This is a genomic window from Actinomadura rudentiformis (assembly GCF_008923185.1).
Classification (GTDB): domain Bacteria; phylum Actinomycetota; class Actinomycetes; order Streptosporangiales; family Streptosporangiaceae; genus Spirillospora; species Spirillospora rudentiformis.
The window spans coordinates 342,000-368,095 of sequence record NZ_WBMT01000002.1 but is presented as its reverse complement, the minus strand read 5'-3'; the positions used below and the strand labels follow the sequence as shown (position 1 = coordinate 368,095).

General features: G+C 66.9%; 25 protein-coding genes. 5 read left to right on the top strand and 20 right to left on the bottom strand.

Annotation, left to right across the window (positions count from 1 at the left end):
- Positions 1-200: 200 nt before the first annotated feature.
- From F8566_RS05165 to F8566_RS05075, 19 genes are all read right to left on the bottom strand, one after another.
- Complete coding sequence (locus F8566_RS05165) at positions 201-2,537, bottom strand: DNA translocase FtsK (protein ID WP_151558531.1); 2,337 nt, start codon at positions 2,535-2,537, stop codon at positions 201-203.
- Positions 2,538-2,894 carry a hypothetical protein gene (locus F8566_RS05160; protein ID WP_151558529.1) on the bottom strand — a complete coding sequence of 119 codons (357 nt, stop codon included), beginning with the start codon at positions 2,892-2,894 and terminating at the stop codon, positions 2,538-2,540.
- Between the two features lie 124 nt (positions 2,895-3,018).
- A complete protein-coding gene (locus F8566_RS05155; protein ID WP_151558528.1) occupies positions 3,019-3,333 on the bottom strand; it encodes a hypothetical protein in 315 nt (104 codons plus the stop codon).
- Entirely contained in the window at positions 3,334-3,624 is a 291-nt protein-coding gene (locus tag F8566_RS05150; RefSeq protein ID WP_151558526.1) for a hypothetical protein, read from the bottom strand.
- A 50-nt stretch (positions 3,625-3,674) separates the two neighbouring features.
- On the bottom strand, positions 3,675-3,929 hold the full coding sequence (locus F8566_RS05145) for a hypothetical protein (RefSeq protein ID WP_151558524.1): 255 nt from the start codon (positions 3,927-3,929) through the stop codon (positions 3,675-3,677).
- Positions 3,926-4,405 (bottom strand): DUF1707 SHOCT-like domain-containing protein, encoded by a 480-nt coding sequence (locus F8566_RS05140; protein ID WP_151558522.1) that lies wholly within the window; start codon positions 4,403-4,405, stop codon positions 3,926-3,928. Before F8566_RS05140 ends, F8566_RS05145 begins: the two co-directional genes overlap by 4 nt.
- Positions 4,402-5,577, bottom strand: a complete 1,176-nt coding sequence (locus F8566_RS05135) for a hypothetical protein (RefSeq protein ID WP_151558520.1) — start codon at positions 5,575-5,577, stop codon at positions 4,402-4,404. Before F8566_RS05135 ends, F8566_RS05140 begins: the two co-directional genes overlap by 4 nt.
- 198 nt (positions 5,578-5,775) lie before the next feature.
- A complete protein-coding gene (locus F8566_RS05130) occupies positions 5,776-6,267 on the bottom strand; it encodes an ATP-binding protein (protein ID WP_151558518.1) in 492 nt (163 codons plus the stop codon).
- Entirely contained in the window at positions 6,264-6,731 is a 468-nt protein-coding gene (locus tag F8566_RS05125) for a transcriptional regulator (RefSeq protein ID WP_151558516.1), read from the bottom strand. Before F8566_RS05125 ends, F8566_RS05130 begins: the two co-directional genes overlap by 4 nt.
- Positions 6,731-8,191, bottom strand: coding sequence for a DUF2637 domain-containing protein (locus tag F8566_RS05120; RefSeq protein ID WP_151558514.1), 1,461 nt, complete (start codon positions 8,189-8,191; stop codon positions 6,731-6,733). The genes F8566_RS05125 and F8566_RS05120 overlap by 1 nt, the downstream gene beginning before the upstream one ends.
- On the bottom strand, positions 8,188-8,775 hold the full coding sequence (locus tag F8566_RS05115) for a hypothetical protein (RefSeq protein ID WP_151558512.1): 588 nt from the start codon (positions 8,773-8,775) through the stop codon (positions 8,188-8,190). The genes F8566_RS05120 and F8566_RS05115 overlap by 4 nt, the downstream gene beginning before the upstream one ends.
- Positions 8,776-8,828: 53 nt before the next feature.
- Complete coding sequence (locus tag F8566_RS05110; RefSeq protein ID WP_151558510.1) at positions 8,829-9,086, bottom strand: hypothetical protein; 258 nt, start codon at positions 9,084-9,086, stop codon at positions 8,829-8,831.
- Positions 9,070-9,264: a hypothetical protein gene (locus F8566_RS05105; protein WP_151558508.1), complete on the bottom strand. Its 195-nt coding sequence runs from the start codon at positions 9,262-9,264 to the stop codon at positions 9,070-9,072. The genes F8566_RS05110 and F8566_RS05105 overlap by 17 nt, the downstream gene beginning before the upstream one ends.
- Positions 9,261-9,848, bottom strand: coding sequence for a hypothetical protein (locus F8566_RS05100; RefSeq protein WP_151558506.1), 588 nt, complete (start codon positions 9,846-9,848; stop codon positions 9,261-9,263). Before F8566_RS05100 ends, F8566_RS05105 begins: the two co-directional genes overlap by 4 nt.
- 196 nt (positions 9,849-10,044) lie before the next feature.
- Positions 10,045-11,169, bottom strand: coding sequence for a three-Cys-motif partner protein TcmP (locus F8566_RS05095; protein ID WP_192809524.1), 1,125 nt, complete (start codon positions 11,167-11,169; stop codon positions 10,045-10,047).
- Between the two features lie 52 nt (positions 11,170-11,221).
- Positions 11,222-11,998, bottom strand: a complete 777-nt coding sequence (locus F8566_RS05090) for a DUF5131 family protein (RefSeq protein ID WP_151558503.1) — start codon at positions 11,996-11,998, stop codon at positions 11,222-11,224.
- Between the two features lie 377 nt (positions 11,999-12,375).
- Positions 12,376-12,633: a hypothetical protein gene (locus tag F8566_RS05085; protein ID WP_225992890.1), complete on the bottom strand. Its 258-nt coding sequence runs from the start codon at positions 12,631-12,633 to the stop codon at positions 12,376-12,378.
- A complete protein-coding gene (locus tag F8566_RS05080; protein ID WP_151558501.1) occupies positions 12,630-13,349 on the bottom strand; it encodes a hypothetical protein in 720 nt (239 codons plus the stop codon). Before F8566_RS05080 ends, F8566_RS05085 begins: the two co-directional genes overlap by 4 nt.
- Positions 13,350-13,523: 174 nt before the next feature.
- On the bottom strand, positions 13,524-13,859 hold the full coding sequence (locus F8566_RS05075; protein ID WP_192809523.1) for a hypothetical protein: 336 nt from the start codon (positions 13,857-13,859) through the stop codon (positions 13,524-13,526).
- A gap of 392 nt (positions 13,860-14,251) precedes the next feature.
- Here F8566_RS05075 and F8566_RS05065 point away from each other — a divergent pair, with 392 nt between their 5' ends.
- The 5 genes from F8566_RS05065 to F8566_RS49660 all read left to right on the top strand — a co-directional run bounded on the left by F8566_RS05065 (position 14,252) and on the right by F8566_RS49660 (position 23,629).
- On the top strand, positions 14,252-15,097 hold the full coding sequence (locus F8566_RS05065) for a helix-turn-helix domain-containing protein (RefSeq protein WP_151558496.1): 846 nt from the start codon (positions 14,252-14,254) through the stop codon (positions 15,095-15,097).
- A complete protein-coding gene (locus F8566_RS05060; protein ID WP_151558494.1) occupies positions 15,094-15,912 on the top strand; it encodes a protein phosphatase 2C domain-containing protein in 819 nt (272 codons plus the stop codon). Before F8566_RS05065 ends, F8566_RS05060 begins: the two co-directional genes overlap by 4 nt.
- A 92-nt stretch (positions 15,913-16,004) precedes the next feature.
- Entirely contained in the window at positions 16,005-16,937 is a 933-nt protein-coding gene (locus F8566_RS05055; protein ID WP_151558492.1) for a hypothetical protein, read from the top strand.
- Positions 16,938-17,145: 208 nt separating this feature from the next.
- Entirely contained in the window at positions 17,146-23,412 is a 6,267-nt protein-coding gene (locus F8566_RS05050) for an ATP-binding protein (protein ID WP_151558490.1), read from the top strand.
- 64 nt (positions 23,413-23,476) lie between these two features.
- Positions 23,477-23,629 (top strand): hypothetical protein, encoded by a 153-nt coding sequence (locus tag F8566_RS49660; protein WP_192809550.1) that lies wholly within the window; start codon positions 23,477-23,479, stop codon positions 23,627-23,629.
- 82 nt (positions 23,630-23,711) lie between these two features.
- Here F8566_RS49660 and F8566_RS05045 read toward each other — a convergent pair whose 3' ends face one another.
- Positions 23,712-25,991 carry a protein kinase domain-containing protein gene (locus F8566_RS05045; RefSeq protein WP_151558488.1) on the bottom strand — a complete coding sequence of 760 codons (2,280 nt, stop codon included), beginning with the start codon at positions 25,989-25,991 and terminating at the stop codon, positions 23,712-23,714.
- Positions 25,992-26,096: the final 105 nt, after the last annotated feature.

The following is a 26,096-nucleotide window of genomic DNA, read 5'->3' as shown; positions in this document are numbered from 1 at the left end:
GCGCTGTGCTGTCACGGGCGGGGGCTGGGGGAGGGAGTTACAGGTCAGCAGGGGGTGTCACGCCCGTGACACGGGCCCGTGACAGGCGCGTGACAGGGGACGTGACACCCGTGTGGCAGGCACGCGTGACAAGATCAACAAGCGGGTGCGGGCGCATCCCACGCGCAGCCGTACACGCGCGCGGTTGAGATCGACGCGGATCAGGCGGCCTGTCCGAGTTCGTTGAGCGGGTCGGTGTCGGTGACGGTGAACTTGGTGCTGGGGCCGGTGTCGTCCTTGGTGAGGACCCCGTCGTCGACGAAGGTGCTGAGGATGTTGTAGACCCAGCCGCGGGAGGTCATCCCAGCGGTGTCGCGGATTTTCTGCAGCTCTGGCTCGCTGGCGGTGAAACTCGGTTTGCCGATGGCGGCGCGGTGGCGGAGCCAGTCGGCGACCAGGCGGCGGGCGGCCTCTCTCGACATCTTGCCGGCGGGCACGGTGTCGGGGGTTTGGAGCGGGTCTTCTTCTTCGGTGGGTTCGGTGATGGAGTCGTCGGGTCCGGCGGTGAGGTTGGGTGAGGGGTCGTCGGTGCGCACGTGCTGGCTGACGGCGTCGCCGTCGTCGCGCAGCTGGTCCACCACGGTCTGGGCGGTCTCGGCGTCGGCTGGTATCAGGACGGGGCGGCTGGTGGCCTCTCCGGCGTTCTGTGGGCCGATGATGCCGCGCCGTTCCAGGACCTCCATGACGCGTAGGCAGTCGGCGTGTGGGAGGCGGAGTTTGCGCTGCAGCATCGTGGTGGAGGCGTGCTGGGCGGTGATGACCAGCTCGGCCGCCTGCGCGAGCACTTCGGCGAACCGTTCGTCGGCCTCGCCATTGTCGGAGCCGTTGCCAGCAACATCGAGCTCGTCGACCGGGCCGTTCTGGACAACGCGCGCCCCTTCGACGTCGGCGTTGGTGCCGGCGGGCATCGCGATGGCTGGGCCGGGCCGGGCGGCTGAGCCGGTGGGGTCGGCGAGGCGGGCGGTGAACTCGTCGGCGTTCTTGGCGGCCGCCGGGAAGGCCGCGGCGTGGGCGCGCATGTTGGCGTTGGCCTCGTTGTCGGTCTTGCCCCAGGCGTAGGTGCGCAGCGGCATGGCGTAGTGGGTGGCGCGGATGCCGGGGGCGTCCAGGTAGGCCATGCCGGGCTGGTGGTTCTCCCACTGCTCAGGCGCGACGCCGGCTTTGCGCTGCCGGTCGCTGGTGCCGAACTTGGCGTCATCGTCGTCGGCCAGGCCGAAGCACATCTTGGCCATCTGCGACCGGATGAGGGTCGGGATCTGGGTGTAGTCGGCGCGCTGCAGCGAGATCACCACCGAGCCGCCTGCGGACCGGATCTCCTTGATGATCTCTTCGAGCTTGGTCTGATCGGCCTCGCCCAGGGCCTCGTACAGCTTGGAGTACTCCTCGATCCACAGGAACCAGTACAGGAGCCCGCAGCCCTTGGTCCACTTCTGGAAGCCGTGCTCAGACAGCCACTTGGTGCGCTGAGGGATCTCAGCGTGCATTTTGCGGATCAGATCCACCGCGCCCGGTTTGGTGGTCTCGAAGCGGTGCAGGCCTGGGCGGACGGGCCCGGCGGTTTGATCGTCCTTGGAGATGTCGATGCAGAACACGGCGGTGTCGGCGCGGGAGATGATCTCGGCTAGGTAGTTCCACGCGCCGCCGATGGACTTGCCGGACCCGATCATGCCCATGATCTGCAGGTGGTGGCCGGTGAAGGGGTGCAGGACCTCGCTCATGTCCTGGTACATGCCGGGCCGCAGCGCCTCGGCGATCGATCCTCCGGGCCGGTAGGGGCCGGGCCAGGGCAGCGGCCGTTTCATGATGCGGGGGTCGGAGATGGTGACGTGCGCCTGGGAGGCGTCGTCCTCATCCTGGGCAACATTCACCGAGCCCGGCGGCAATTTCATGCCGGACTCGATGTAGGGGGTGTTCTTGATGGCGTCGTCGGCGGTCTTCTCCCCGGCCGGCAGCGCCATCTTGCCTTTGACCTTGTAGTTGTCGACCTCGGTGGTGCGGACCTTGGCGCCCGACAGGCCGAAGGAGTCCTTGGCCCGGTCGAAGATGAACGCCAGCGGGTCAGCGGTCGCACCGTCCATCGAGGGGGTTTGGCGGATGACCGCGCGGATGTTCCACAGCACGGCCAGAGTGCCGCCACCAAAGAACAACATGCCGAGGGTGAGCTGGGCACCCACGCCGGTGATGGTGGCGATGGTGAACCACAACCCGGCGAACAGCGCGGTCAACGTGGAGTGCGCGCGGCCGAGCCAGCCGCGCTGGTGGGAGACCGCCCAGGTCACTCCGGCCATGACGAAGGTCGAACAGGCCGAGGCCAGGGTCGCCCACGTCACCGCCGGGGGCTGGCCCCACTTGGCGTGTGAAATGGCGGCGACGATGGTGACCAGGCCAAGGACCGCCCACGGCGGCACCAGCACGCCGATCTTGGAGACGGCGGCGACGGTGATGCGTTCGACGGTGGCGTCCTGGGCGATCTGCAGGGTCTGGGTCTTGCGTGCCATTTAGAGATCCACCTCCCCGGTGTGCTTGCGCGGCTTGTCGATGTCGATGAAGTGGCGGCGGTATTCGAGGTTGAACTTCACGGCTTCGGCAGAGATCCCGGTGCACAGGTCCCGGGCCTGCCGCAGGTGCCGGGAGACCCAGCGGGCGCGCACGTAGACGTTGACGTGCCGCAGCCGCGGGTGCTTTTTGAGCTTGCGCATCGCGCGCTCGGCGGCGCCGGCGTCGTGGTCGAGCTGGCGGCCCAGGTCGCGGCCGAGTTGCTGGGTTTCCTTGGCGTAGGCGGCGATGTTCTTGCCGACCTTGCCGCGGAACCCGATCGTGCCGATTCTCTCGATTCGGCGGACGACAGATCCCATGCCGATCACCTCCAGGCATCACTCGTGGGCAGGGAAACAGCAGGTTGAAGATGGGAATGGCAGGCGGTGCCGCCGGAGGGGATGTCTCGGCAGCGGCACCGCCCATGAACGAGGTTCCGCTGGCTCAGCCGCGGTTGAGGAAGTGCTTGCGGTAGGAGCCGTGGAACTTGCGGCCGTGGTACTCGATGCCGTGCGCCATCTCCTGCATGCGCTTGAGCCGCTTGGCGATCTGCCGCGCTTTCCACTTGGTGTCGATGCCGACCAGGTACCAATGCCCCTTCAGCGAGGCGATCGCCGCTTCGGCCTCACCGGCCGCCAGCTCCAGCTCGAACTTCCACCGGCGGCCGATCTCCTCCAGCACCTCGCCGTAGTCCAGGAATGCCTCGCCCAAAGAGCCACGGAACTCGATCCAGGCCAGCTCATCGATGTGGTTGGCCACCTAGCTTCCTCCTTGCGGATCGGGGGTGAACACGTCCTCGACGACTTCCGCGTCGATGACGTTGGGATCGGCGCTGCCCACGCGGCCGAGCCGGTACTGGACCGCGATCGCCTCCCCAGCCGCGCGTAGCCGCGGCGACAGCGGCGCGATACCGGCCAGCGCGGTGACCTGCTCATCGATCCAGGCCCACAAGAACGCCACGACGGCCCATAGACCGCGCAGCACGGCCACTAGCCGCTCCCACAGCCCCGTTTCAGGCGGTCCCGCCGCTTGGAACGGGGCAGTGTCCATGGGCCCGCAAGCAGCGCGGTGAGCGTCTGCCGCGCTGGCGGTGGGACTGGTCATCGGCCCCACCGGCGCATCCAGAAAGGGGACCACCATCCGGTCCGGCGGCGGGAGCGTAGGCGTCGGACCAGCACCCACCAGGCCGCCAGGGCGGCGAGCATGCAGGTGGCGCTGTCGTGCATCGTGGTCGCCCACGTCAGTGCCGCCCACACCGTCAGGAACACCACAACGGCCCAGGCCAGGGCGCTGAGGATCGGCGGCCGCCGGCGGCCCGGCCGGCAGTGGTTGTGGCAGCGGCAGCGGGCGCTCATCGGTTCCACCGCCGTTCCAGTACGGGTAGGTCTTGCAGGGCCTTGTACAGGTCGGGCATGGTCTGCGCGCCGAGTGCCTGGTCGCTGCGGTCGTCGAACTCGGCCATGGTGATGCGGCCGTCGGCCATGTGCTGTTGCAGGGCATCGATGGCCTGGTTGCGTTCGACGTCGCCGATGCGCAGCGTGTCGCCGTAGCCGAAGCCTGTCGGCACCCGTTGGGGCTGAGCCGTCCACGCGTCGTCCTCGCGCTGTCTGGTGTGCGCCTGGAGGGCTTTGGCGGCGTGCTGCCGCATCCCCCACACCGCGAACCCGGCAGCGGCGATGGTGGCGATGAGCGGCCATGCCAAGGGCACGGTCACCGGGATCTTGCAGGTGATCGCGACCGGCAGGCCGAGCACCATGACCCACCTGCAGGCCGTGACCCACCTGGGGGTGGGCTCGATCAGATCGCGCGGGCTGTTGGTCGGTGACCTCATCGGCTCGCCCCCGGCTGGTTGCGGCGGACGATGCGCAGCCGCTTGGGGTGGCAGCGGCCGCGGCTGCGGTCGGGGACCAGCATCAGCGCCAGGGCCGGGACCAGGAGCTGGGGCAGCAGGTGGCCGCGGCGATGCGCCCGGCTGCCGAGCCGCTGCCCATTCGTCGTACAGCGGATCTCCCACCGGCCGCCGATCCACCAGACGGCCGCGGGGATGGCCACGACGGCGACCGCCAGCAGACCGCGAACCGGCTGGGGCGGGTTCAGCACGGCCACGGCGATCAGGGCGCCGAGGACCGCATACAGCCTGGCCAGGTCTCTCCTGGACCGGCGCGCCAGTGACAGTGCGGCGGGCCGGTGCCCGGCCAGGTGTTCCTCGGTGTCGGCGACGAACGCCAGGGCGCTGGCGGCGGGGTCGCCGAGCCGGACGGCGATCATGTCGTGCAGCCGGCGGAGGGTGTAGGCGCGTTCGGCATGGTCGATGGTGTGGGCCAGGCGGGCCCAGGCGAAGGTCTCGGCGACCGAGACCGCGCTGTTGCCGGTGCTGGTGGGCGGCGCCACCTGCACCCAGGCGTCCTTTGCGCAGGCGTCGCAGTCGCAGGCACCGTCGGCCTCGGCCGTGCTGGTGCCGGTGCCGTCGTGGATGTCGGTCATGCCGAGGACGGCGCGCTCGGAGCGGGCGATCTGCCGCAGTACCCAGGCCTGCGAGTGCAGATACAGGGCCTGCGGGTGGCCGTGGGGGTCGGGTTCGGGGCCCCAAGCGGTGGTGTGCAGGTTGGCCAGGTCGGTGGTGAGGTCGGCGGCGTGGTCCAGCAGTGCGGCGCGGTCGTCGGGGGCGGCCTGGGTGAACAGGTCGTGCATGACCTGGTCCAGGGTCCAGCCCAACGACTCGTACCGGCGCCGGGCGCGGGCCCGGTCCAGCCGCCGGCGCACCGCACCGGCCCGGCCGCCGGTGCCAGAGCTGGGGGCGTGAACGTGCGCTGCGGTCTTGCCGTCGACGATCCAGAGGCAGCGGTCGCCGTCATCGCTGGTGACCTTGCGCAGTTCCTTCCACAGCCGCTGGTTCTTGCCGTGCCCGGAGGATCCGGCAAGGAGGCTGGGCATGTGGGGTGCGGTCGGGTTGGAGGTGCTGGCCGGGATGCCAGCGGGGTTGGTGGCGTCGTGGTTGTTCATGGGTGACCTCCTCAAAGGCCGGGGAAAGGACCGTGCTCGGGGGCTGGTTCGGGGGAGTCCTGCCAGCGCGGAGGGCGTGTGCGCGGGGGCAGCGAGGACCGGTCAGGTACGGCCGCCCCCGTGGGTGCGGCCGCATCTGCCCAGGACCGCGCGGTAGTGCCCGCACACACGCCGGTCCGTTTTGTGCAGGGGGATAGCTCAACCGCTGCCGTCGGCGGGGTGAGCGTTGGGCAGGTTGATCCGGGCCGATACCCGGTGCCCGTCTGGTGTGGCGATCGTGGTGAGGTCGCCGAGCTGGGCCACGATCCACAGGCCTCGCCCGGACTCGGTGCCGCCGAGCTGGATTTCGGGTGCCTGGCCGTGGTCGTTGCCCTGGTCGGTGACTTCGACCAGGGCGTAGGCGTCGGTGCGCTCGACACGGACCCGGTAGCTGCCGCCGGGCTGCCCGGAGTGGGTGTACCGGACGGCGTTGCCGGCCAGCTCGCTGACGCACGTCTGCGCGTCACCGACCGTCTCGTCCGGCAGTTCCGCCAGCACGTCGCGCGTGAACCGGCGGGCCAGGGCGACCGATTCGGGCCGCCAGTCGAACGCGCACTCGTATTGCTGGATACGTCCCTGGACGCGGCCGTGCTGGACCGGGCCGTTGCAGGCCTGAACCAGCTGGGCGGCATGCTGCAGACGGGTGTTCATGCGTTCACCCCCAGGCAGCAGATCAGCGCGGCCACCAGGAGCCAGCCCTTGTGCCAGGCCTGGTCCAGGTGGAAGGAGCCGGTACCTGCGCAGACGTTGTCGTCGTGGCCGGCGCGGGGAGCGCCCAGCGCGTAGTACTCGGCCTTGCCCACCGCCCGGGCCAGGGCGGCCAGGGTGACGCGGCGGTCGGCCCAGTAGTGGCTGGCCGCGTCTACTGCCAGCCCGGCCACGACGGCCCAGCCGGTGAGCGGCAGTTGCAGCACGCCTGCCACCAGCGCGAGCGCGGCGGCCTTGGTCGCCGTCAGCGTGGCCACATGCGCGGCGCACAGCAGCGCCCCGCTCCATCCGGGGCGGCCCTTGCCGCACGCCTGGTGGTGGGTTTGCACCCACTGGTCACCGACCTCGTGGGCGGCGTACAAGGCGATGAACACGCATGCGAAGGACAGTGGGTCGGCGCCGAACATCACGCCTCACCTCCGCCCGACTGCTCAGCGCGGACCTGGGCGGCCAGCCGCCGCGCGGTCGACTCCGGAATCCCTGTCCGAGCGGCGATCTGCCCACCGCTCATCTCGGGGTCCTCGGCCAGCAGCTTCCGCACCTGCGCCAGACGCTGCGCGTGCTCACCCTGACCGCCGCGACGTGAGCGGCGGCCCTTGGGTGAGCGCTTACGCGGCCGCTCACCAGGCCGCTTACGCGACCGCTCACCGTCGTCGTCGTGAGCGCTCACCGGCCGCTCATCGCAGCTCTCACCGATCCGTCCGGTGTCGGTGTCGTGAGCGGGCGCCGGTCGTTCATCGGCACCGTCAACACCGCTCCCCCACCGCTCGGCAGCGGACGGTTCGTGGGGCCCGTCGGTCGGCAGTTCCGCCAGCCCGCCCGGCTGTTCGGTGCGGGTGCTCAGGTACCGCTCGACGTCGCGGACCAGGTCCTGGCCGAGCACGCGGGCGACGGTCTCGCGCACCTCTTGGGGTTCTTCAGCCAGCGGCCGTGACCGCTCAGCCTCACCGTCCACCGGTGCGTCCACCGTCAGCTGTCCCGCCCGTTCATGGGGCCGTTCACTGGAGTCGTCGAACCATTGGGTGGGGACGACCTGGCCGTCGACGACGGTCAGGCCGCCTTTGCGGGCTGAGCGGCGGGCGGCGCGGGCCTGGCGGCGCATGACCGCGCGGGCGATCCGGCGCTCGCTGCGCGTGGCCTCGGGTCCGAGGCCGTACCGGTCGACCCATGCCGCGTGCCATGCCTGGTCGGTGGGGATGTCGCGGGCGGCGGCGATCGCGGCCGTCGCGATGCTCAGTCGCGGGTACCGCACCCGTCGGATCAACGCCCGCCGGATCTGCGCGGCGTCGCGGCCGGTCTGCTGCTTGGTGGTGCGGGCCTTGCGCAGCGCGACCGTCAGTTCCAGCAGCACGATGCTCAGCAGGCTGGTCAGTGCCAGCGCCACCCCCACCTGCGCGCTGCCGGCCGCGTGGCCGTGCCAGAAGTTCATTCCGGCCGCCACACCGGCCAGGGTCCAGGTCAGTGCTCGGTACCGGCCCGCCGGCAGGCCCTCGGCCACCGCTCGGTGGGTCAGGAACGCGCTGTAGAGCACGCTGCCCTCGATCGCCACCGGCAGCAGCGGAGCCATCAGCCCCAGCCTCATCTTCTCGGCCGCGAACTCGAACTGGCCCCGCCAGGCAATCAACGCCGGAGCGCCCACCGCCAGCGTCGGCAGCGCCAGGTCGCCGTGCCGGCGGACGTTCTTCGCCAGCTCCTGGCGGCGCTCGCGCGCCCGGGTCCGGCGGCGGTCCTGGCGGTTGCTCCTCAGTTCCTCATCGGCCAGCCGCGCCTCACGCGCGGTCTTGGCCCGGATCGCCTCGGCCTCGGCCCGCGCCTTATCAGCAGCGGCCCGGGCGGCGATCCGCTCGGATCGGATGTCCCAGCTCATACCAGCAGCTCCTCCTCTCCGTTCACGGCGGCCGGGACCTGGTCCACCGCGCGCTTGAGCGCGTTCCGGCGGCGCCACTGCCACCAGCGGGGCCGGTCCAGCCGGTCCACCAGGACCGCCAGCGCCCCCGCGATGTCGCCCAACTCGGAGGTGGCCGAGGCACCGGCCTCGGCCACTTCGGTGGACAACTCGCTGAGCTCGTCGCCCAGGTCGGTCTGCATCTCGGCGAGCTGCTCACGCAGGCCGGCCGCAGCGTCGGGCAGCGGCGCGGCCGCCGCGGTCACCGCCTCGGTCAGCCGGTCGACCGCGGCCGTGAGCCGGTCCAGGCCGACGGCGAGTTCGGCGTGTGCGGCGGCCTGTTCCTCGCCCAGCGCCAGGACCGCCAGGCCGGAGCCGACCTGCGCGTCGCGCAGCGCCCGGAAACCGGCGGCGTAGTTGAAGCGGCCGCCCTGCTGGTGGGCGAAGGTCTCGGCGTTCTGCGCGGCCGTCAGCGCCGCCTGGGCCTGACTTTGGGGGAGGGACGGAAGTGAGGCGGCCCGGGTGTGGTGCGGTTTGTCCTGGCCGTTGGTGGTGTAGTTGGTCATGATGGAAAGACCCCTTCTCCTCGGGGATGGGTGTTGGTTCAGGGCCCGGGACGTCACTGCTTGCCGGCGTCGGCGTCCCGGGACTGGCGCTTGGCGGTGTCCGTGTGCAGCTGGCACGCCCGGGTGAGGACCTCGCGTGCGGTCGTGGGCTCGTTCAGGCACATCACCGCCGGGTCGGTGAAGGAGACGTGCGCGGGAAACATCACCGGATCGCCCTCAACACCCGAACCCGAGGCGGTGGTGACCGCGTGGCACAGCGGGCAGAACACCACCGCGTAGGGGCGGCCGCTTGCATCAGTCTTGATCGTCACGGGTCACCTCACCGGGGCGCATGGCGGTCTTGACGCGGATGTCGAGGTAGACCGACACCTGCCGGGTGTTGCCGCGGCGCGGGTAGTGCGCGGAGACCTCCAGGACCTCCACCACCTGGCCGATCGCCTCCACCGCGTCGTCGATCTCGTCGGGTAGCCCGACCAGCCGGAGCTTCACCGGCGCTCACCCCAGGCCAGGGCGTCCAGCACGGGGGCCAGGTGGGCGTCCAGGAGCGCGGCGAGGCGGTGGATGGCGGCCTTGGCGTCGTCGACCAACAGCTGGCCGGGCGCGGCCTGGGGCGTGTAGAGCTGGTGGTTGGGGATGTTGACCAGCAGCAGGATGCTGGTCAACATCGCCGGGCGGCGAGCCAGATCGTCGTCGTAGGGGGTGTAGAAGCCCGGGTCACCGAAGTTGTGGCGGTCCCAGTCGGCCCACCCGGGCAGGTTGTCCAGCGCGCGGGGACGCGGCACCGCGATCTGGACCCGCACGATCAGGGAGCCGTCGTGCTCGCTGTTGGTGCAGGTGATGTTCTGGACGCGTTCGGCGGTCCATTCGGTGTAGCCGGTCAGCACCGGCGGCGTGGCGACCTGCCAGGCCGAGCGGACGAAGTCGGCCGGGTCGGTGGTGACGGCGCTGTCGTCGTCCCAGTCGGCGAACAACTCCGGCCGCTGCCGCAGGTACGCGCCGTAGCGGGAGACGCCGTCGCTGGCGCGGTCGCGGTCGTCGGTCTCGTTGAACTGGAAGATTCCGATGCTCGTCATGGAGGGCGACGTCCTTTCCGATCGAGGGGCATGACAAGAAGCCCGCCCGGGACGATCCCGGGCGGGCAGCAGTTGATGAAAGGCAGGAAGCTACGGAGAGCTGAGTGCCAGGTAGTTCAAGCGCAGCCAGGAGGGCTTCATGACATCCGGTGCATGACCGATGGGCCACCGGGCGGTGAGCCGGGTGGGAGCCTGGTTAGAAGAGGCTGTCTTGAACAGGCTTGGGTCCGGCGAGTTGAAGCAGGGTGTTGTCGCTGAGCGGGCCGGGTGTGGATTGCTCGATGTGGCCCTCGCGGAGCATGCGGCGGACCAGCGGGAAGACGTGCTGGGCACGGTAGGCGGTTTCACACAGCGCGTGCTGCTTGAGCTCAGCCACGGTGTGAGGGCGTTCGGTCAGCCGGGCCTGCAAGGCTCGATGGAGCGGCCCCATCAGGTTGGGCTCAAGGCCGAGCTCCAGGAGTCCTTGGGCGGGGTCGCGGGGGTCGCGGAACTGGACGCCACCGACCTTGTCGACCTCCCACATGGCGTTTTTCATCTTCTCTAGGCCGCGCAGGTGGGAGGTGCCGTGTACCAGGTGTAGGTCGTGGCCTCCTTCGTCGAGCATTTCGAAGGAGGTCACATACCGGAAGCCCGCCTCTTGCAGCGATCGGCGGTAGGTGGACACCAGGAAGAGCTTCTTCTGCCCGGCGGGCAGGGTGAAGACCTTCCGCCACGCGGTGCCGCCGAAGACGCGGTCGCCCTCTTCCTTCTGGCGGTCTTGCTCGCCGAACCGGATGAGATAGCGGGTTCCGAAGGTGACCAGGACTTCGCTGGCAGGGGCGGTCGCGATCGCGCGGGCGATGTCGAGGGGGACGTCGGTGCCGCCCCAGCTGTCCAGGAACGCGAAGACGGGCTGGCGCATCGCACCGATCTGCTCCAGGACCGGCAGCAGGACATCGGCATGATCGGCGCATCGCAGATGCGGCCGCCGCAGCGTCGCCGGCACCGGCGCCGCTTGGCTGGCCGCGGCCCAGACCTTGGTCAGCTCCTGCTTCAGGATGTCGAAGCGACGCTGGTCTTCTTCGATGAAGACGAGGTCGACGGTCTTGCCCGCCTCCAGTAGCTGCCGCTGTCCCAGCGCGGCCCGCAACGCGATCACCGGCGAGCCCGCCTCACCACCCTGGTAGACACCGCTGCCTGCGAAGCCCTCCGCGTACGTCACGCCGCGATATCCGCCAAGCAGCAGGGTCGGGAGCCATTGCTTGAGATAGACCTTGAGGATCTGATGCTTGGCCACGGTGTGCGGGTCGCATGACCAGATCGGCTCAGAGGGGACAGGCACGCCGGGAATGTACCCGGATGGGCACTTCCGGAAAGGTGCTGACCGGGAACGGTCACAGCGACGCGACGGTCTTGACCGGGTCTGCCTGGTGTTGGGTGTCGGGTCGTTGGTCCCAGGTACGACCGTCGATGGTGCGGCCTCCGGCTTTGGGAGTGCGCCCGCCCCATTGCTTGAAGAAGAACGACACGTCCGCAGCGAGGCATTCGTCCCGTAGATGCCTGACCCAGTCCGGGTCCAGGCGGCGATGCCCAGGGCCGCTTTCACCGCCACCAATGACCCAGTCGATGCCGGTCAGATCGATCCCGGTGAGGCGCCCCAGAAGCGGTTCACACGATAGGAACTTGACCTGCGCGCCGGTGCCGCGCAGGTCATCGATGCGGTTCAGGGTGGTGGTGTCCTCGACTGACACCCCCATCCACACGTTCGGTGGCCACGGCAGTTCCGGCGCCAGCAACCGCAGTCGCCGGGCCCGTTTGGTCAGAATCTGGTAGGTGTGCTGCGGGGTCTCGGCCATCACGGCGAAAACTTGTCGGACGAAATCGCGCGGTACCCGAGCGTGAAACAGATCCGACATCGAGTTGACGAACACCAGTCGGGGTGCCCGCCATCGCCGCGGCAAGTCCAGCGAGTCCGGATGAAGCGTCAACCCAAATCCGGGTCCGGATGTGCGTTCATTTCCGTCCTGCTGGTACTTGGCAGCGCCCATGGCCTTGAGCCGCTTGGCCAGCGTCAACGCATAGCAGTGATCGCATCCAGCGGAAACCCGGTCGCAACCGGTGGTGGGATTCCACGTCGCTTCGGTCCATTCGATGGCGCTGCGGTCAGCCATGACCGATTCCTTCCCGCTTGACCACCCGGCACTGCAAATCGGGCACTTGCTCACCTCGTCATACATCTCAGGTACGTCAAACAACCGCTGACACGCTCACTACGCCGGACACGATCGGGTGACGACATGACCCGCACCCCATCCGGGCGACGAAATGGCCCAGGAATTTACCTACCCAGTTGAGCTTCAGGATCGATGCGGTCCGGGCGCTGCCTGCGCGTCATCAGGTGGGCGGCCATCCGCCAGGGGGCCAGGTGCGAAGGCAATGGCGGATGGCTTGAGGATCCAGGAACGCCGCGACGAGGCGGCGGGCATCAGGCCACCGCCCCGCCGGAGCCCTCCTTCCCCTCGTCTCCGCCTGGTTCGGAGCTGGGAGCCTAGTTGAGGACGAAGGTGCCGCCGCGCCAACTGCCGAGCTGCCGCAGCTGCTCGAAGTCGTGGTCTCGGTCCTGGTGGCTCCACAGCCAGCGGCGGATGATCTCCCGGCCGATCCTCTCGGTGAGCTCTCCGGCTTCCCGGTCTCCGAACGGCGCGGGGTTGATCTGCGCCACGTGCCACAGGACCGCCAGGTACTCGTCCTCGTAGCCGTTCACCCGGGCCGGGTCGATCTCGGTGCTCACCACGACCGGCTTCACCGAGCCACCCTCGCCCCGCTGGCCCGGCGGAATCGTCCCGGCCGGTTGGCGCCGCCCCACGGGTGGATGGCGCCGGTCAGCACACCGGACACGATGGCACCGACCTCGGCGGCCACCGTCGGCGCCATCGAGGGGAAGGGCGGCGGCGCGATGACGCACGCGGTGTTCACCGTGCCGTCGGGCACGTCGGGGGCCAGCGTCCACTCCCACGGCGCGGCCGCCACGCCGCTGCGGGCCGGGCGGGTCAGCATCACCACCAGCGGCGCGTCCCCGCGCGGTCCCCAGGCCGGGGTCTCGGCACGGCGGCCCAGCACCATGTACGCGTCATCGGCGTTGATCGCCGTCGGCGCCTCCACCAGATGGACCGGCTCACCGTCCTGCAGCTCGGCGGCGCGGACCACCTCGGTCAGCAACTCCGCCGGATCGATGTCCGGCGCCGGGGCCCGGTGGAAGGCGGCGATGCGGGCCTGCAGCGCCAGCGGCGCCAGCTCGCAGTGCAGGGTCTCCCAGTCCGCCGGGGCGACGCCGTGGCGTTCACTCGCGGCCCACACCTCGGCCAGCAGGTCAGCCGCGGCACGCAGCACCGACGGCGTATAGATCGGACGGGTGGCCGACTGCGCGGAACTGAGCCGGGCCGCCGCGATGATCGCGGCCTCATGCGGAGTGAACAGCCGGGTGGCAGAGTTCACGCACAGCGTGGAGGACATGGTCAACATGCTGACGCTCCTTCATCAGATCGCGGATCGGGCGAGCACAAGCAAGCGCCCCGGCAAAGGACCTGACAGGTCGGCCGGGGCGCAGAAACGAACAGAGAGGAACAAAGAGGGGAGCGCGCGGTTTGCGCGTCACCAGACGGGAGCAGCGCACCAAGCATGCGCGCAGGTCGGAGGTTAGGCCTCCAACGGCAGCGCCAGGTGCGCGCGGTGCGTGTGCGGGGAGCGCGCCTGGCACGCGCGTCGCGCGGCCAATGCGCGCGCCTCGTCCAGCTCGGCGCGCCACCGCGCCGGCGACAGGTCCAACTGGATTCGCTGCCCGCTGCCCACGCAGCGCGGCGAGGACGGATCCGACTGATCGATCCGGTGAGGCATCAGCATCCCGCGGCGCCATAGCCGCCAGGTGTCGCAGAACGGGCAGACGATCGAAGGACGCTCACCCGGGTACAGGGCGAGTCGGTCAAGGTTCATCGAGCTGGCCTTGATCGGAGCGAGTCCGTTGTGCTTCGTCATACGACCTCCCGGCAGGGCGAGGGACAGGGCCAGAACGGGCTTGCGTTCTCTGCCCGCCACGGGCGCACCCGGCACAACCAGGGCGTCCTCCGTGGCGGACAGGCAGCGCAAGCCGCTGCCTGCAAACGGGGCACTGCCGCGCACCAGAGGATCTGGGGACTTCGTGGATCATCGGCCCAGACACGCAAGTTGTCCCGGGTCGCCAGCGCCTATGAGGTTGTCAAGAATCGAGCGACGGCCCGGGCCGCCCTGGTAAGGGAGGGTTAGCACCGCCCCCGGCCTTAACCAACGAGTGCTAAGGGGGGATTAACGCAAAGATGGATGATCCCGAGAGTGATGTCAAGGGGGACTTATCACTAACCTGTGTTCATGGAGCCGAGCTGGGAGGGCGTGTGATCGAGGAGGTCCGGCAGCTTGCGCAGATCGAGAACGACGAGATCCGGGTGAGGGAAGCCCTGCGGCTTATGGCGGAGCTGCAGGAGGGGGTGAGAGAGACGGCTCGGATACGGCGGGAGAGCATCAAGCGACTCCGTGATCAGGGCCATTCGATGGCGGACGTTGCTCGACTCATGGGTGTCAGTCGCGCGCGCGTTGCTCAACTCAAGGACGCTGGCCCGGCCCCTGAGCGCGTGTTCCTCGGGATTGAATCGATCCGCGTTGCTGTGCCGGAACGGCCTGGCGGCAGGAGACTCGTCGCGAGGGCCGACGCGGCTACGGGCCAGACAGTCATCCGCCTTGCTCATCAGCACGGGCTGAAGGCAGATCTGGAGTACATCCCGCTGGGCGGAGAGATCGACCTCAACCGCGAGGGGCTGGTCGTCGTCTGTGGCCCTGAAACCTCACCTGTGACCGCCGCTGCGTTGCGCGCTGATCCGGTGCTCGACTTCAGTCAGCTTGGAGATGGTCGGTGGGCGATCACGGAGCGAGAGACCGGTGTGAGCCACACCTCGCCGACCGATGACCCCGTCAAGCCGGGGAATGGCGATGTCGCCTTCTTGGGCAGGCACCCCAGACCCGACGGCGAGGGGGTATTCCTCCACATCGCCGGCGTGCACGCGATCGGATCACTGGGCGCCGCTCACTATCTCCAAGGCCACCTTGCCGAGTTGTACGACGAAGTGGGCATGGAGCCGTTCTCGATGGTCATCGCCTCCGAGCACGATCCGGACACCGAGGAGATCTTGTCATCGCGAGCACTCACCCCACCGCTTCGACACCGCCGGGACGACCAGGGATGAACGTCTCCTTCGCTACCTCGGCCAAGGCGCCTGACGCAAGCAACGAGGATTACGCGTTGGCCACGCCGGAGATCGCTGTACTTCTGGACGGTTCCGGCGTCCCTCCCGGCGCAGAGACCGGCTGTCGGCATGGACTGCCCTGGTTCGTCAGAACCTTGGCGGCGCAGTTGGCGCGGCATGCTCAGAACCTCGATGTCCCACTCGCGGGGGCACTTGAGCAGGCCATCAAGGCGACCGCAGACGATCACGCCGACACCTGCGATCCGACTCATCCGCTTTCGCCGTCCTGCACCGTGGTGACCGTGCGCTCTCGTCCTCACGGGATGGATTGGCTGGTCCTTGGAGATTCGACGTTGGTCTTGCGAACGCGGGAAGGGTTCGACGTGATGAGTGACCAGCGCCTCAAGAAGGGTGCGAAGAAGCAGCGTGCGGCCCTTCGCCAGTCGCAGGGAGGCGAACGTGGTTTGTGGACCGACTTGGTCGCGGAGGAGCGTCGCCTCCGGAACCACCCAGACGGCTACTGGATCGCTGCAGGGGAGCCGGCCGCCGCGCATCATGCGCTCATGGGCGAGACCGCTGGGGAAGCCACCGCCGCTCTCCTGATGTCTGATGGTGCCGCTCGCCCTGTGGACCCTTTCGGACTTGTCACGTGGGAACGCTGCTTCGAGTGGGTTTCCAACCGCGGGCCGGCATCGTGGCTCGATCGCGTCCGGGACATTGAGAACACCGATCCTGACCGGACCAGGTGGCCGCGATCAAAGAAGCATGACGACGCCACCGTCGGCCTCGTCACGCGACCCTCGCCAGGAGGCTGAGCAACCAGCGGCGGCGCCGGAGGAACAGGAGCCTCGTCAACCGCAGAGCGCTGGGTTACGTTGCTGGCGACGCCCGAAGAGGAGATGCCCCCATGACCAAGGTCAGGCGCGCCGATCTTCCAGCGCCTCCACGCGTCGCAGTTGATCCCGACCTCCCCGAACGGCTTCGTGATCGGATTCAGGAGCTCAATCCACGAGTCAGCCCGAAGTCGGCTGATGGACATTATGTGAGCTGGGATATCGACAATGTTGATGGGCCCGATTACTTCGAGCGGCGTCGGCTAAAGCGATCCGTCGTCGTAGGGATCCCGGGCGTCGGCGCGTTCATGTTCGCACACCAATCAGCAAACCCGTTCGGTCTCTGGCTCACACCTGACCTATCAGGTCTTGCGTCCGTCCTTGGGTGGGCTCACGACGCCGTCCTGGTAATCGCCCTGGTAGCCCTGTTCTATCCCGTCCTGTGGCTCGCGAAGACGGTCTCTGGGGGCTTCGCCATCGGCGAGAACTACTCGCAGAAGCAGCTGCGTCGGGCGCACGGGCACTTCATCGGCAGCCATGATTTGGACGGGGCATCGGCCGAACTACTCACCCGTACCCAGTGTGCGGTCGACACCGTGCTCAACTCGGACGTCAACGAGGCTGGCCTGCTCGACAGCGTGCACAACCAGGTCGCCCTCCCGATGCAAGAGTGGGAAATCGCCAAGGCCTTGCGCGGGCTCTCGCGGCTCCGTCGTAAGCACCCGGACGTCGTTGTCGATGAAATGGCCAGTGCCGCGACCGTAGCCCAACAGACGGCAGCAGAGGCGCATGACAAGCTCGTTCGCAGGGTGGAGGCGCTCGAAGAGTACGCCGAACTGGTAAAGGCGGCAGATGCCACCTACCACCTCGCTGCCGCTCACGACCAGATCGCCGAGGCGGAGGTCGATGACCTCACCGACCGGGCCAGGGTCGCAGGCCAGACACTCCAGGACAGCGTTCACCGTGCGTTGGAAGCCGCCCAGGTCGTGGTCAGCGATCCCGCCTGAGATGCCGGATCAGAGGAGAAGTTCGACGTGAGTCCGGCGGCCTCGAACATGGGGGCGCGGCCTAAGTCAGTGATGAGTGGCCAGCGCGGCCGGAGGACTCAGTCGCTTACTGAAGCGCTTTGAACCTCGCTGACCCGTGAGCTGCATCGATGAGGAGCCTACTGTGGAAGAGTAGTCTCAGACATGCATGTGGAGCACGGGGGATGTTGTGCGACCAGCGGAGGGCGAGCGAGCGGCTGTCGTCGGCTTCTCCGGTCAGTACGGGCTGGCAGCCCGGATTGTGCGCGCGAAGCTTCCGATGCTCGAATGGATTCGTGTTGCCGACCCTGCTGCTGGAGTCGCCGACGACTTCCAATTCCAAGCCGGGCCGACGTGGCATGCCCTTCAGGTCAAGTGGTCGCAGTATCCCGAATCCTTCGCGTGGGGCACACTTGTTAATCCGTCTGGCACTGAACCTGCTCTTCTGAAAGAGCTTGCGCAAGCATGGACGAGGCTACGCGAGAGCTGGACAGGTCCGTTGGTGCTTCACCTGTGCACCAACAACTATGCGTCGACGGCGACACCTCGGGGCAGCACACCACTGGCAGAGGTAACGGCTGCCGGGCCGCGGCACTTTGCCGCATTCCTGGCTCGGTCATTCGAGCCGTTGCGGCGCTCCATTGCTCAGGGCGGCCTTCGCTGGAACGACTTGGCTCAGTTGCCCGAGGTCAAGGAGTGGGTGGCCGCATGGAACGCAATGCGTGCCGCCGCAAGCCTCGACGACGACCAGTTTGTCTCTTTCGTTCGCGACTTTGAGCTCTCTTTCGCGCTGCCGGCTGATGAGCTCCTGATGCGTCCTGGTGGGTCCTCTGCAGATGCAGAGCTGAGAACGCTCGCGGCAACTTTGCAAGAGCTAGTAGCTGACCCGGCGCAGCCAAGTCATCTTGATCGCGGAGAATTGCTGGATCGCCTTGGCTGGTCTGATCGGATCAGATACCGCCATCCTCATCGTTTTCCTCTCCCGGCCGTGTATACGGCGAACGAATCGGCGCGCGCCACATTGGAGCAACGGCTTGCGAAGCTAGCTGGCGGGTATGTTGCGCTTGTTGGACCGGCGGGATCTGGAAAGTCGACGCTGCTAGCCAGTCTTGTTGTGCCCGGGCGCGTTGTGCGCTACTACGCGTTCGTTCCAGACGCACCCGATCCGCTGAGCGGCCGGGGCGAGGCTGACAGCTTCTTGCATGACCTCTCGCTCGGGCTCGAGGATGGCGGGCTGTATCGCAGTGGCTATGGCAATGATCTGCAAGCGCAGCGGGCCGTTCTCCTCGATCAGTTGGACCAGGCTGGCCAACGCTGGCTCAATAGCGGTGAGCGGACGATTATCATCGTCGATGGGCTCGACCATATACCGCGAGAGCAGAACCCAACCCGATCATTGCTCAATGAGCTTCCTGCTCCTAATGCCATCCCGAATGGCGTGTTCGTCATTCTTGGCACACAAACCACTGCTGTCCTTCATGACTCGATAGAGGCCGCGCTCGGTCGCGAGGAGAGAACGATAGACGTGCCAGCGCTTGCCTCTAATGAGGTGAGGGCGCTTGCGGACAAGGCTGGCCCGGGAACGTGGTTGTACCCTGGCCAGCTTTCCACCCTTGTGGAAGCCAGCGAGGGGCATCCGCTTGCACTTACGTATCTCCTCCAGGAGTTGACGGCGCTTGAGTCGGCCGAACAAGAATTGGATGCTCGCCGACAACGCGCTGACCTTGTGCTGGCCGATGCATCGGAATACGGCCGTCACATTGAAGAGCGCTACCGCGGCTACCTGCGAGTGGTTGGTGATGATCGTGAAGTATTCGACCTGCTAGCAGCCGTCGCACGGCTACGATCACCGGTTAGCCTCGACTGGCTAGCCACCTGGGCCGACCCTCACGCGCTCACGACGTTTGCAAGTCGGACAAGTGTATTCTTCCGGCGAAGTGAGAACGAATGGCGCTTCATTCACAATAGCTTTCGGCTGTTCCTCAGTGACGAGACGGCGCGCGTCGCCGGAACCATCGATCCAACACGCAATCGGCAACTGCACTCCGCGCTCGCCGATCTCTGTGCCAGCGCCCATGATTGGCCGGCTTACCGGGACGAAGAACTCGCTCAACGATTCCTCGCTGGTGAGTACACCGCTGTCCTCAAGGTCGCGACGCCAACGCATCTACGTGAGGCGCTCCTGGAGTTCCGTCCGCTCGCGACTGTCCGCGAGCATGCCCTTCTCGCATTGCGTGCGGCGGCTGCTGTTGATGACCATGCTGCTTACGTGCGCCTGCTGATTTTTCACAATGAGCTCTGGCAGCGCGAGCAAGTGCTGGAGCCAAAGGAACTTGCCGCAGCAGTCTTCGAGTTGACGCCGGACCGCGCGGCGGAGCACATCGTCCGCGGCGGTCAGTTGCGCCTGTCCGCAGCAGATGCGATGGAACAGGCAGTCGCGTTCGCAGAGATCGGCGCTCTGAATACGGCGCGCGACATCATGCATGCATGCGGCGGCCTAGCTGGCCTGGTCGAGAAAGACCGTCCGGTCAGGCAGCAGAATCGGCCTGCTAGCGTCGCTAATTGGGCTCAAGTGATCTGGAGTCTATCCGGCGTCGACCGGGTCATGATGGAGCTCGACCACGTACTACCGCATCCCTCGATGACGAAGCCGGCAGCCGACAGACAACCTGAGGCAACGGTCAGGTCGGAGGAACCGTGGCAACGGGACCAGCGAATACGGGACCAGCGGGATCGCGATGCGGCCACGACTTCCTGCCGCAATCTGGCACACGCCCGCTGCTTCGATCTGCTAATGGAGCTGGGCGATGATGAAGCCCTTGATGCTCTTACAACCGTAATCGATGCGGAAGCGGAGGCGGATTGGCGTGCCCGGGCGCGTGTAGTCCGAGCGCTCGCTGCAGCGGAGGATGGTGCACCAAATCAAGTCTTGCGATGGGTCCGGGAGATCCTCGAGATCGATGCCGCATCGCCAGACGAAGAAGAAGACGATGAAGATGAGCAGCCCCGGCCTGATGCACCGGGTGCGCGTCGGCCCGTCCCACTGACATTGCGGCTTAGAGCGGCCGAAGCTCTGACGCAGGTTGGACTCGTCGACGCGCCTGAGATCGACGCCCTCGTGCCTCCAGGAACAATCGCTGCCTGGCCGGATTCACTGGCGCATCGCAAAGGGCTGAGCGCTTTCCAAGGTTGGATTTCCTTGCACCGCCTTCGAGTAGTTCACCCAGATCCGACGCCAACCCGGTCTGCCACAGATCTCCAATCGAGGTTGTCTGAGGAACGAGATGTAGGCAACGAGCGGTTCCGTCACGCTTTGCGCACGCTCGCGCGACTTGAAGGGCAGCATCGTGCGGCTAGCGTGGGCCGCGACGAAACACCTGTAGTCGCAGCACACGCGGGTCCGATCATCCGCCTTCTCGAGGTGCCGCAGCAGCAGACCCGCGATTGGAATGGGTGGTACAACGTCCGCGACGCTGCGCCAGATCTGATGCGGCGTCTGGTCCTCGTTGCCACTCGAGCTGGTGGGGCCACCGGCTTGCGCCAGCTACTGGACCTCTTCGACATTGCCTGGACGACGCCGGACCGGGCACGGTTCTGGTCCATCTCCCTGCAGCAGATGGTCGTCATGGCTGTCATGCAGGCGCACCCGTCGGCCTCCTCATGGGCAATCAGGTGGTTGGAGCGGCTTAACAGGGAGGTCGACAAACGCGCGTTCGGTCTCCATGACCGTGTTGAGACGTGGCTAAGACAGGCACGCGCATGGGCGGGAGCCGGCGACGCCAGCCGCGGCAAGCATGCAATGCGGGCGGCAGTTAGCTCTTCGCTCGGCCCGGGTTATCACGAAGAAGATACTCAGCTAACTGACTGGCTAGACTGGCTTGCTGCTGCAGTCGATGCCGGAAAGATCACTCCACACGAGTTGACGATGACGGCGCGTGACTACGCTGCTCGGATCCTCAACAATTTTCAGGAAACAACCGGTGACGCCGCGTCCGCCGTTGAACGTCTAACGCTCCTCACTTTCCCCGTGTCGCCTGAACTCGCTTGCGCGATGGTCGAGTCACTATGCGAGGCGGGAGTGGTGGATGAAGCGAGTGCAATCAAGGCGGTGGTCCTGGCCGCTACTCGCGACTCCACAGTTCCTGCGATGCTGGGTGTGGCGATCGCCACGAACTTGCTACTGCCAATCGTGCGCGTCCCCTCCACCGCTGTCACAGATACTCTCCGTGCTCGTGACGACAGCGGCGAATTCGACGCGATTCTGGAGCACGCTTCTCGAATCTGGACCGTCCCCGATAATCGAGAATCATCGGGCAGCGCCGACGAAGCCGAGGCGATCCCAGCCGAGGCGTCAACTCCCACAGGTGGTCAAGAACCCATGCGGCCGACAACGGCTCGCACGCTCCTCACAGCAATGCGCGCAGCCAGGACCGCGGGGGACTTGGTGGCCGTGCCTTCAGGCGGATGGGAGTCTGCAGTCGAGCGCGTTGCGTCTATGTCGGTCTCGGCGCCAGTCGCTCGTGCGCTCCTAGAAGAAGCGACTCGGCTTGAGCTAGGAAGCGCCGCTATTGGCAGCTTGGCCGCGCTCGCTGCACGCGTTGGTGACACCGCCAGCGCTATGACAGCGCTTACGCGAACGCTTGCCCGTACTCGGGGCACGGGTTGGCTCACTTACATCGATGGCGGCTCACGTCTGAAGCTATTCAAAGCGGCACTGCGCGATCGCAATCCTGAGCTCATCGGTCTCGCCGCACGTGACCTCGCTGGGTCACTTACGAGTGGGGAGATCCGAGGGCAGATTCAGCCGAACGATCTTCATCGGATTGCCGAACTCATTGGTGGGTCTGAGGTGATCGCTGCCGCTTGGCCGGACGTGATCGCCTATCTCGACAAATTTGCGCCGACCGGAGGCTCCTCACTTGGCTGTGGGGTGGTACCGGCGACATCGGCTGGCGAAGCAGTAGTGCGATGGGCGGCCGGCTATCTCGGGCACCCGGTTCGGCCACTCGATTTTGGTGCTCGCCGCGTGTTGCAGGTCGCATTGCGGTTGTCTCCAGATGCGGCACAACGCGTACTCGCCGAGGCTATCGGCCTTGGGGGATGGGCCGCTGAAGCCGCACTACTTGCGATCGTTACGGCGCCGCCGGCAGACCGGCCACCCTCTCTAGACGAAGAACTTGCCGCTGCTGTGGATGCCGCAGTTGTAAGCAGCGATGCGATCTGTCGTTCCATCGCGCGGCGCCTTGCGGAGCTTTACGGCATGCCGATGGCGGTCCCGCCGCACCGGCCGCTTCCGGCCGTATATCGGCTAACACTCCCGCCGCTCCTCCCGCGCAGTGCACCCGAACTCGACGCTGAGGGCACACCGCACCTCAACCTGCATGACCCTCAGCATCTCGTGGCTCCCTTTGACATTCCAGTCGAATGGATAGCAGAATTGGCAGGTCTCGACCTATCTGCCGTTATGAGTCGCGCAGCTGCCATCGCCAGCGCGAACACCGAGCCATGGGCTCGCGGAGGGCATCGAGCACAGGCGGATCGACTCAAAAGACGTGGCCAAAAGCATACCTATCGTCCGTGGGCATACATGGCGGGCCGCCGCGCTCTTGGGTTTGTATTGGCTGAACTCTTGGACGCAAATATGCTCGGGGATTCGCCCAGATATCCAGCATATGAATTGGGGCTCGTCGATGAACGCCTTCTGTGTATAGAGACGCATCCGGTTCCCGTATCGACACCTGTGCCTTGGCGCTCTGATGGCGCGTCTAACTACGACGCAAGTGGTTGGTGCGGTGAGGTGGGCCAAGCCGCCCAGGTATACGCAAAAGCCACGGCCGATGCAACGCCGTATGTGCTCGCTGAGTCTAGCGAATGGCACGGACTCGAATGGGGACGCCCAGAAGAGGTTCGCATTGTCAGCACGACCCATGGACAGTCGATTGGTACCCTTATATTGACGCCTGGACAAGCATGGGAGAACACATTCGCTAGCGCCATGGGATACCCAGACCGGATGTCTCTTGGCTGGTCTGGTGAAGAACTTGTCTTGCGTGGTCGTGAACCTCACAGTGACCCCCCTTACTTCGACTGGCTTGCTATGCATCCAGCAGCGGCAGCGCGTCTAGGTTGGCTACCGAACCCTGATGAACTTTTCGCATGGCGTGGTCAAGATGGCGGCTGGCGGGCGCGCACTATTCGGCGTGCCCGGGGACAACTAAGTCATCAGCCGCCAGCAAACACAGCTTGTGCCGAGGTATGGCAGGTCGTGCTCAGTGACATTGGTCGCGCCGAACTCTCAAGGACGTTTCCTGGGATAGCCAGAAAGATACATGTGACACGGACTTTGCCGGCCAATCGGCGCTTGCGACTCGTGGAGGAAACTGCATCCGCGCAGGCCTCTATCCAAGAGCCCGCATCAGTAGCGAAAGGTCAAGAGGCAGCTACCAGCGAGGACTGAGGCCTGCTTGGTACTGATGCCCCGTTCCGTCTCTGTTCCGTGAGGTACCGGCAGAGGACGGAAGATGATGCGAGGGGATGGCTGTCTTCTGCGCAGGTGGGGGTGGCGGTCGGAAGGCGTGATCAAGGTGGTGGATGGCACGGCGGATATCACCCAGATCTACGAGGGCACCAACCAGATCCAGCGCATGGTCATGGCCCGCCAACTTCTCAAGTAGGCCGGTGAAATGCGAAAACGTGTCCCCTCCCGGCTAACGGGTGGGGGCACGTCGGGGTGTCCGGCCATTTGACGGTGTCTGGTTATTTGACGTGGACGGCCTGGACCGTGTTCTTGTCGGCCCATGCGTACACCTTGCCCGACCGGGTGCCGGAGAAGTCCGGCGCGAGCCGTGGCAGCTTGACGGGGCGGCGGTCGATCGTGCACGGCCAGAGCGACTGGTGGAGGTAGGCATTCTGGCCCACCGGCCAGCTGACCCCTGGAATGCCGGGTACGGACGTATGTTCTCGGCACCATCCCGACGGCGCACTCCCTTGCAATGGCCTCGGTCCGGTGTCGAGGTTGAGGATGGTGTGGCCCTGCGTGGGTGTTCTGACGAGGTATTCGGTGTCGCTCAGCCGCATCACGCCGCGTTCGCCGCTCGCGCCATAGGGGCCCAGGGCGGGCACGTCGCCGGCGTTCCAGGACCACCGCGTCGCGCCGGTCGCCGGGTCGAATCCCTCGACGGTGACGTTGAGCCCCTGGCGGCGTTCGCCCTTCTGCGTGCCCTTCGTACGGCACCGCACCGGATGCTGGAGTTCGAACACGATTTCGCCGCAGAACACCGAGGCACCCCGGTCGAGCCAGAGCGGCCTGCCAGTGGCGGCGTCGAACGCGGCAACCACCGCACGATCGTAGTAGTAGGTCTGTGTGGCGAAGTTGGCGGAATCGGTCCGGCCGATGCTGCCGATGTAGCGGCCGTCTTTCAGCTCCAGCCACCAGCCGTTGTCGGGGTTCACTTTCGACTTGAAGACCTCGGTGAGGGGCCGCCGCCATCGAGTCGGACCCGTGGGCGGTATGAGAAGCAGATCCTTGCCGTCACTCGAGACCAGAAGGGTGTCACCGTTCTCGGCGGACTGCAGCCTGCGGCCGTCGACGGACGTGGAGGTCGTCAGCAGGCGACCGTCGGAGAGGTTAAGGGTCTTTTGCTGGGACGTTCGGCCGCTCACTTTCTGAGTCAGGCAGATCTTCGACTCATTGGCACAGAGTTCTGGCTGGGAATCCACCAGGACGCCGCCGGTCCCGTAGCTCCATCGTGTCGTCCCTGTCGCCGCGTCCACCGCGACGATGGCGGCCCGCCTGTCCTGCAGCCTGCCCACGGGGCTCATGTAGACGACCGTTCGATCCTTCGCCGCCGGATACAGGTCGACCCCGCGAACGGTCGCGGACGGGGTGGCGGGATGACGCCATCTCACCCGCCCGTTCTTGCCGTTGAGCCCGACGATCTCGAAGCCTCCCCGCCCGTCGCTTGTATAGAGCGCGAATCCCCCGTCGACGGCCGCGACCGGACTGGCGGGCTTCACGCTCTGGGCGGTCCAGGCGTGCTTGATGGACGGATCGGTCGGCCACATGAAGTAAGCGCCCACCGCTGCTGCGGTGCCTGCGGCCGCCACGCTCCCGAGCCCGATCCCGAGCTTGGCCAGGACTCCTGCGCCCTCGCCGACCGTCGCCGCGGCCGCCGGGACCGTGGCGGCGACGGCGACGCTCGACGCGGCGAGCGCGGCCAGGCCCCGGCCTTCCCAGTCCTTGCCGTAGGCCCCCACAGCCACGGTCTCCAGTTCGGACACGAACTCGGCGGCATCCGACGGGCGATCCTGCGGGTTCTTCGCCAACCCCCGGGCCACCAGCTCGCGCAATGGCTCGGGCACATCGTCGACCGGTGGCGGCTGCGTCGTGTGCTGCTCCCGCAGTGTCCTGGTGTCCCGTCCGCCGAACGGCCGCGAACCTGTCACGCACTCGAAGAAGACACAGGTCGCCGAGTACATGTCGGTCGCGCTGGAGGCAGGCCTGCCCAACCACTGCTCGGGCGCCATGTAGGAAGGCGTCCCAGAACGATCACCCTGGCCCGCGAGCACAGCGATCCCGAAGTCGATGAGCTTGCTGTTGCCGGTCCGCTCCACCATCACGTTGGCCGGTTTGAAATCGCGATGCACCACACCGACCCGGTGAGCCGCGCCCAGGCCCAGCAACGCCCCTTTGAGCACCGTGAAGGCCGCCTCAGGCTCCAGCACCCCGTGCTCGTCGAGAATCCGCCGCAACGCCACGCCGTTGACGGCCTCCATCACGATGGCCGCCCCGCCCTCGTCCTCGACAAAGGCGAACAGGCGCGCCACGTGCACGTCGTCGACCCGCTGAAGGAGCCGGGCCTCCGTCCGGAACACCTCCCGGGCTCCCGGATTTCTCAGCAGCGCGGGCGCCAGGTACTTGACCGCGATGGTCACCCCGGAATCGTCCCGCCGTGCCAGCACCACCCGTCCCTGGGCGCCGGCACCCAGCTCGCGCACTTCGGTAAGCCCGGGAACCCGCCAGTCCATCACGCCCATAACCGCCGGCCCTTCCGCTACAAGGCGCCCGCCCCCGAGACTCGCACGCGTACAACGGCCTGACCAGACGCGCCCGCGGAAGGAAGGACGGACCAGGGATCCTTG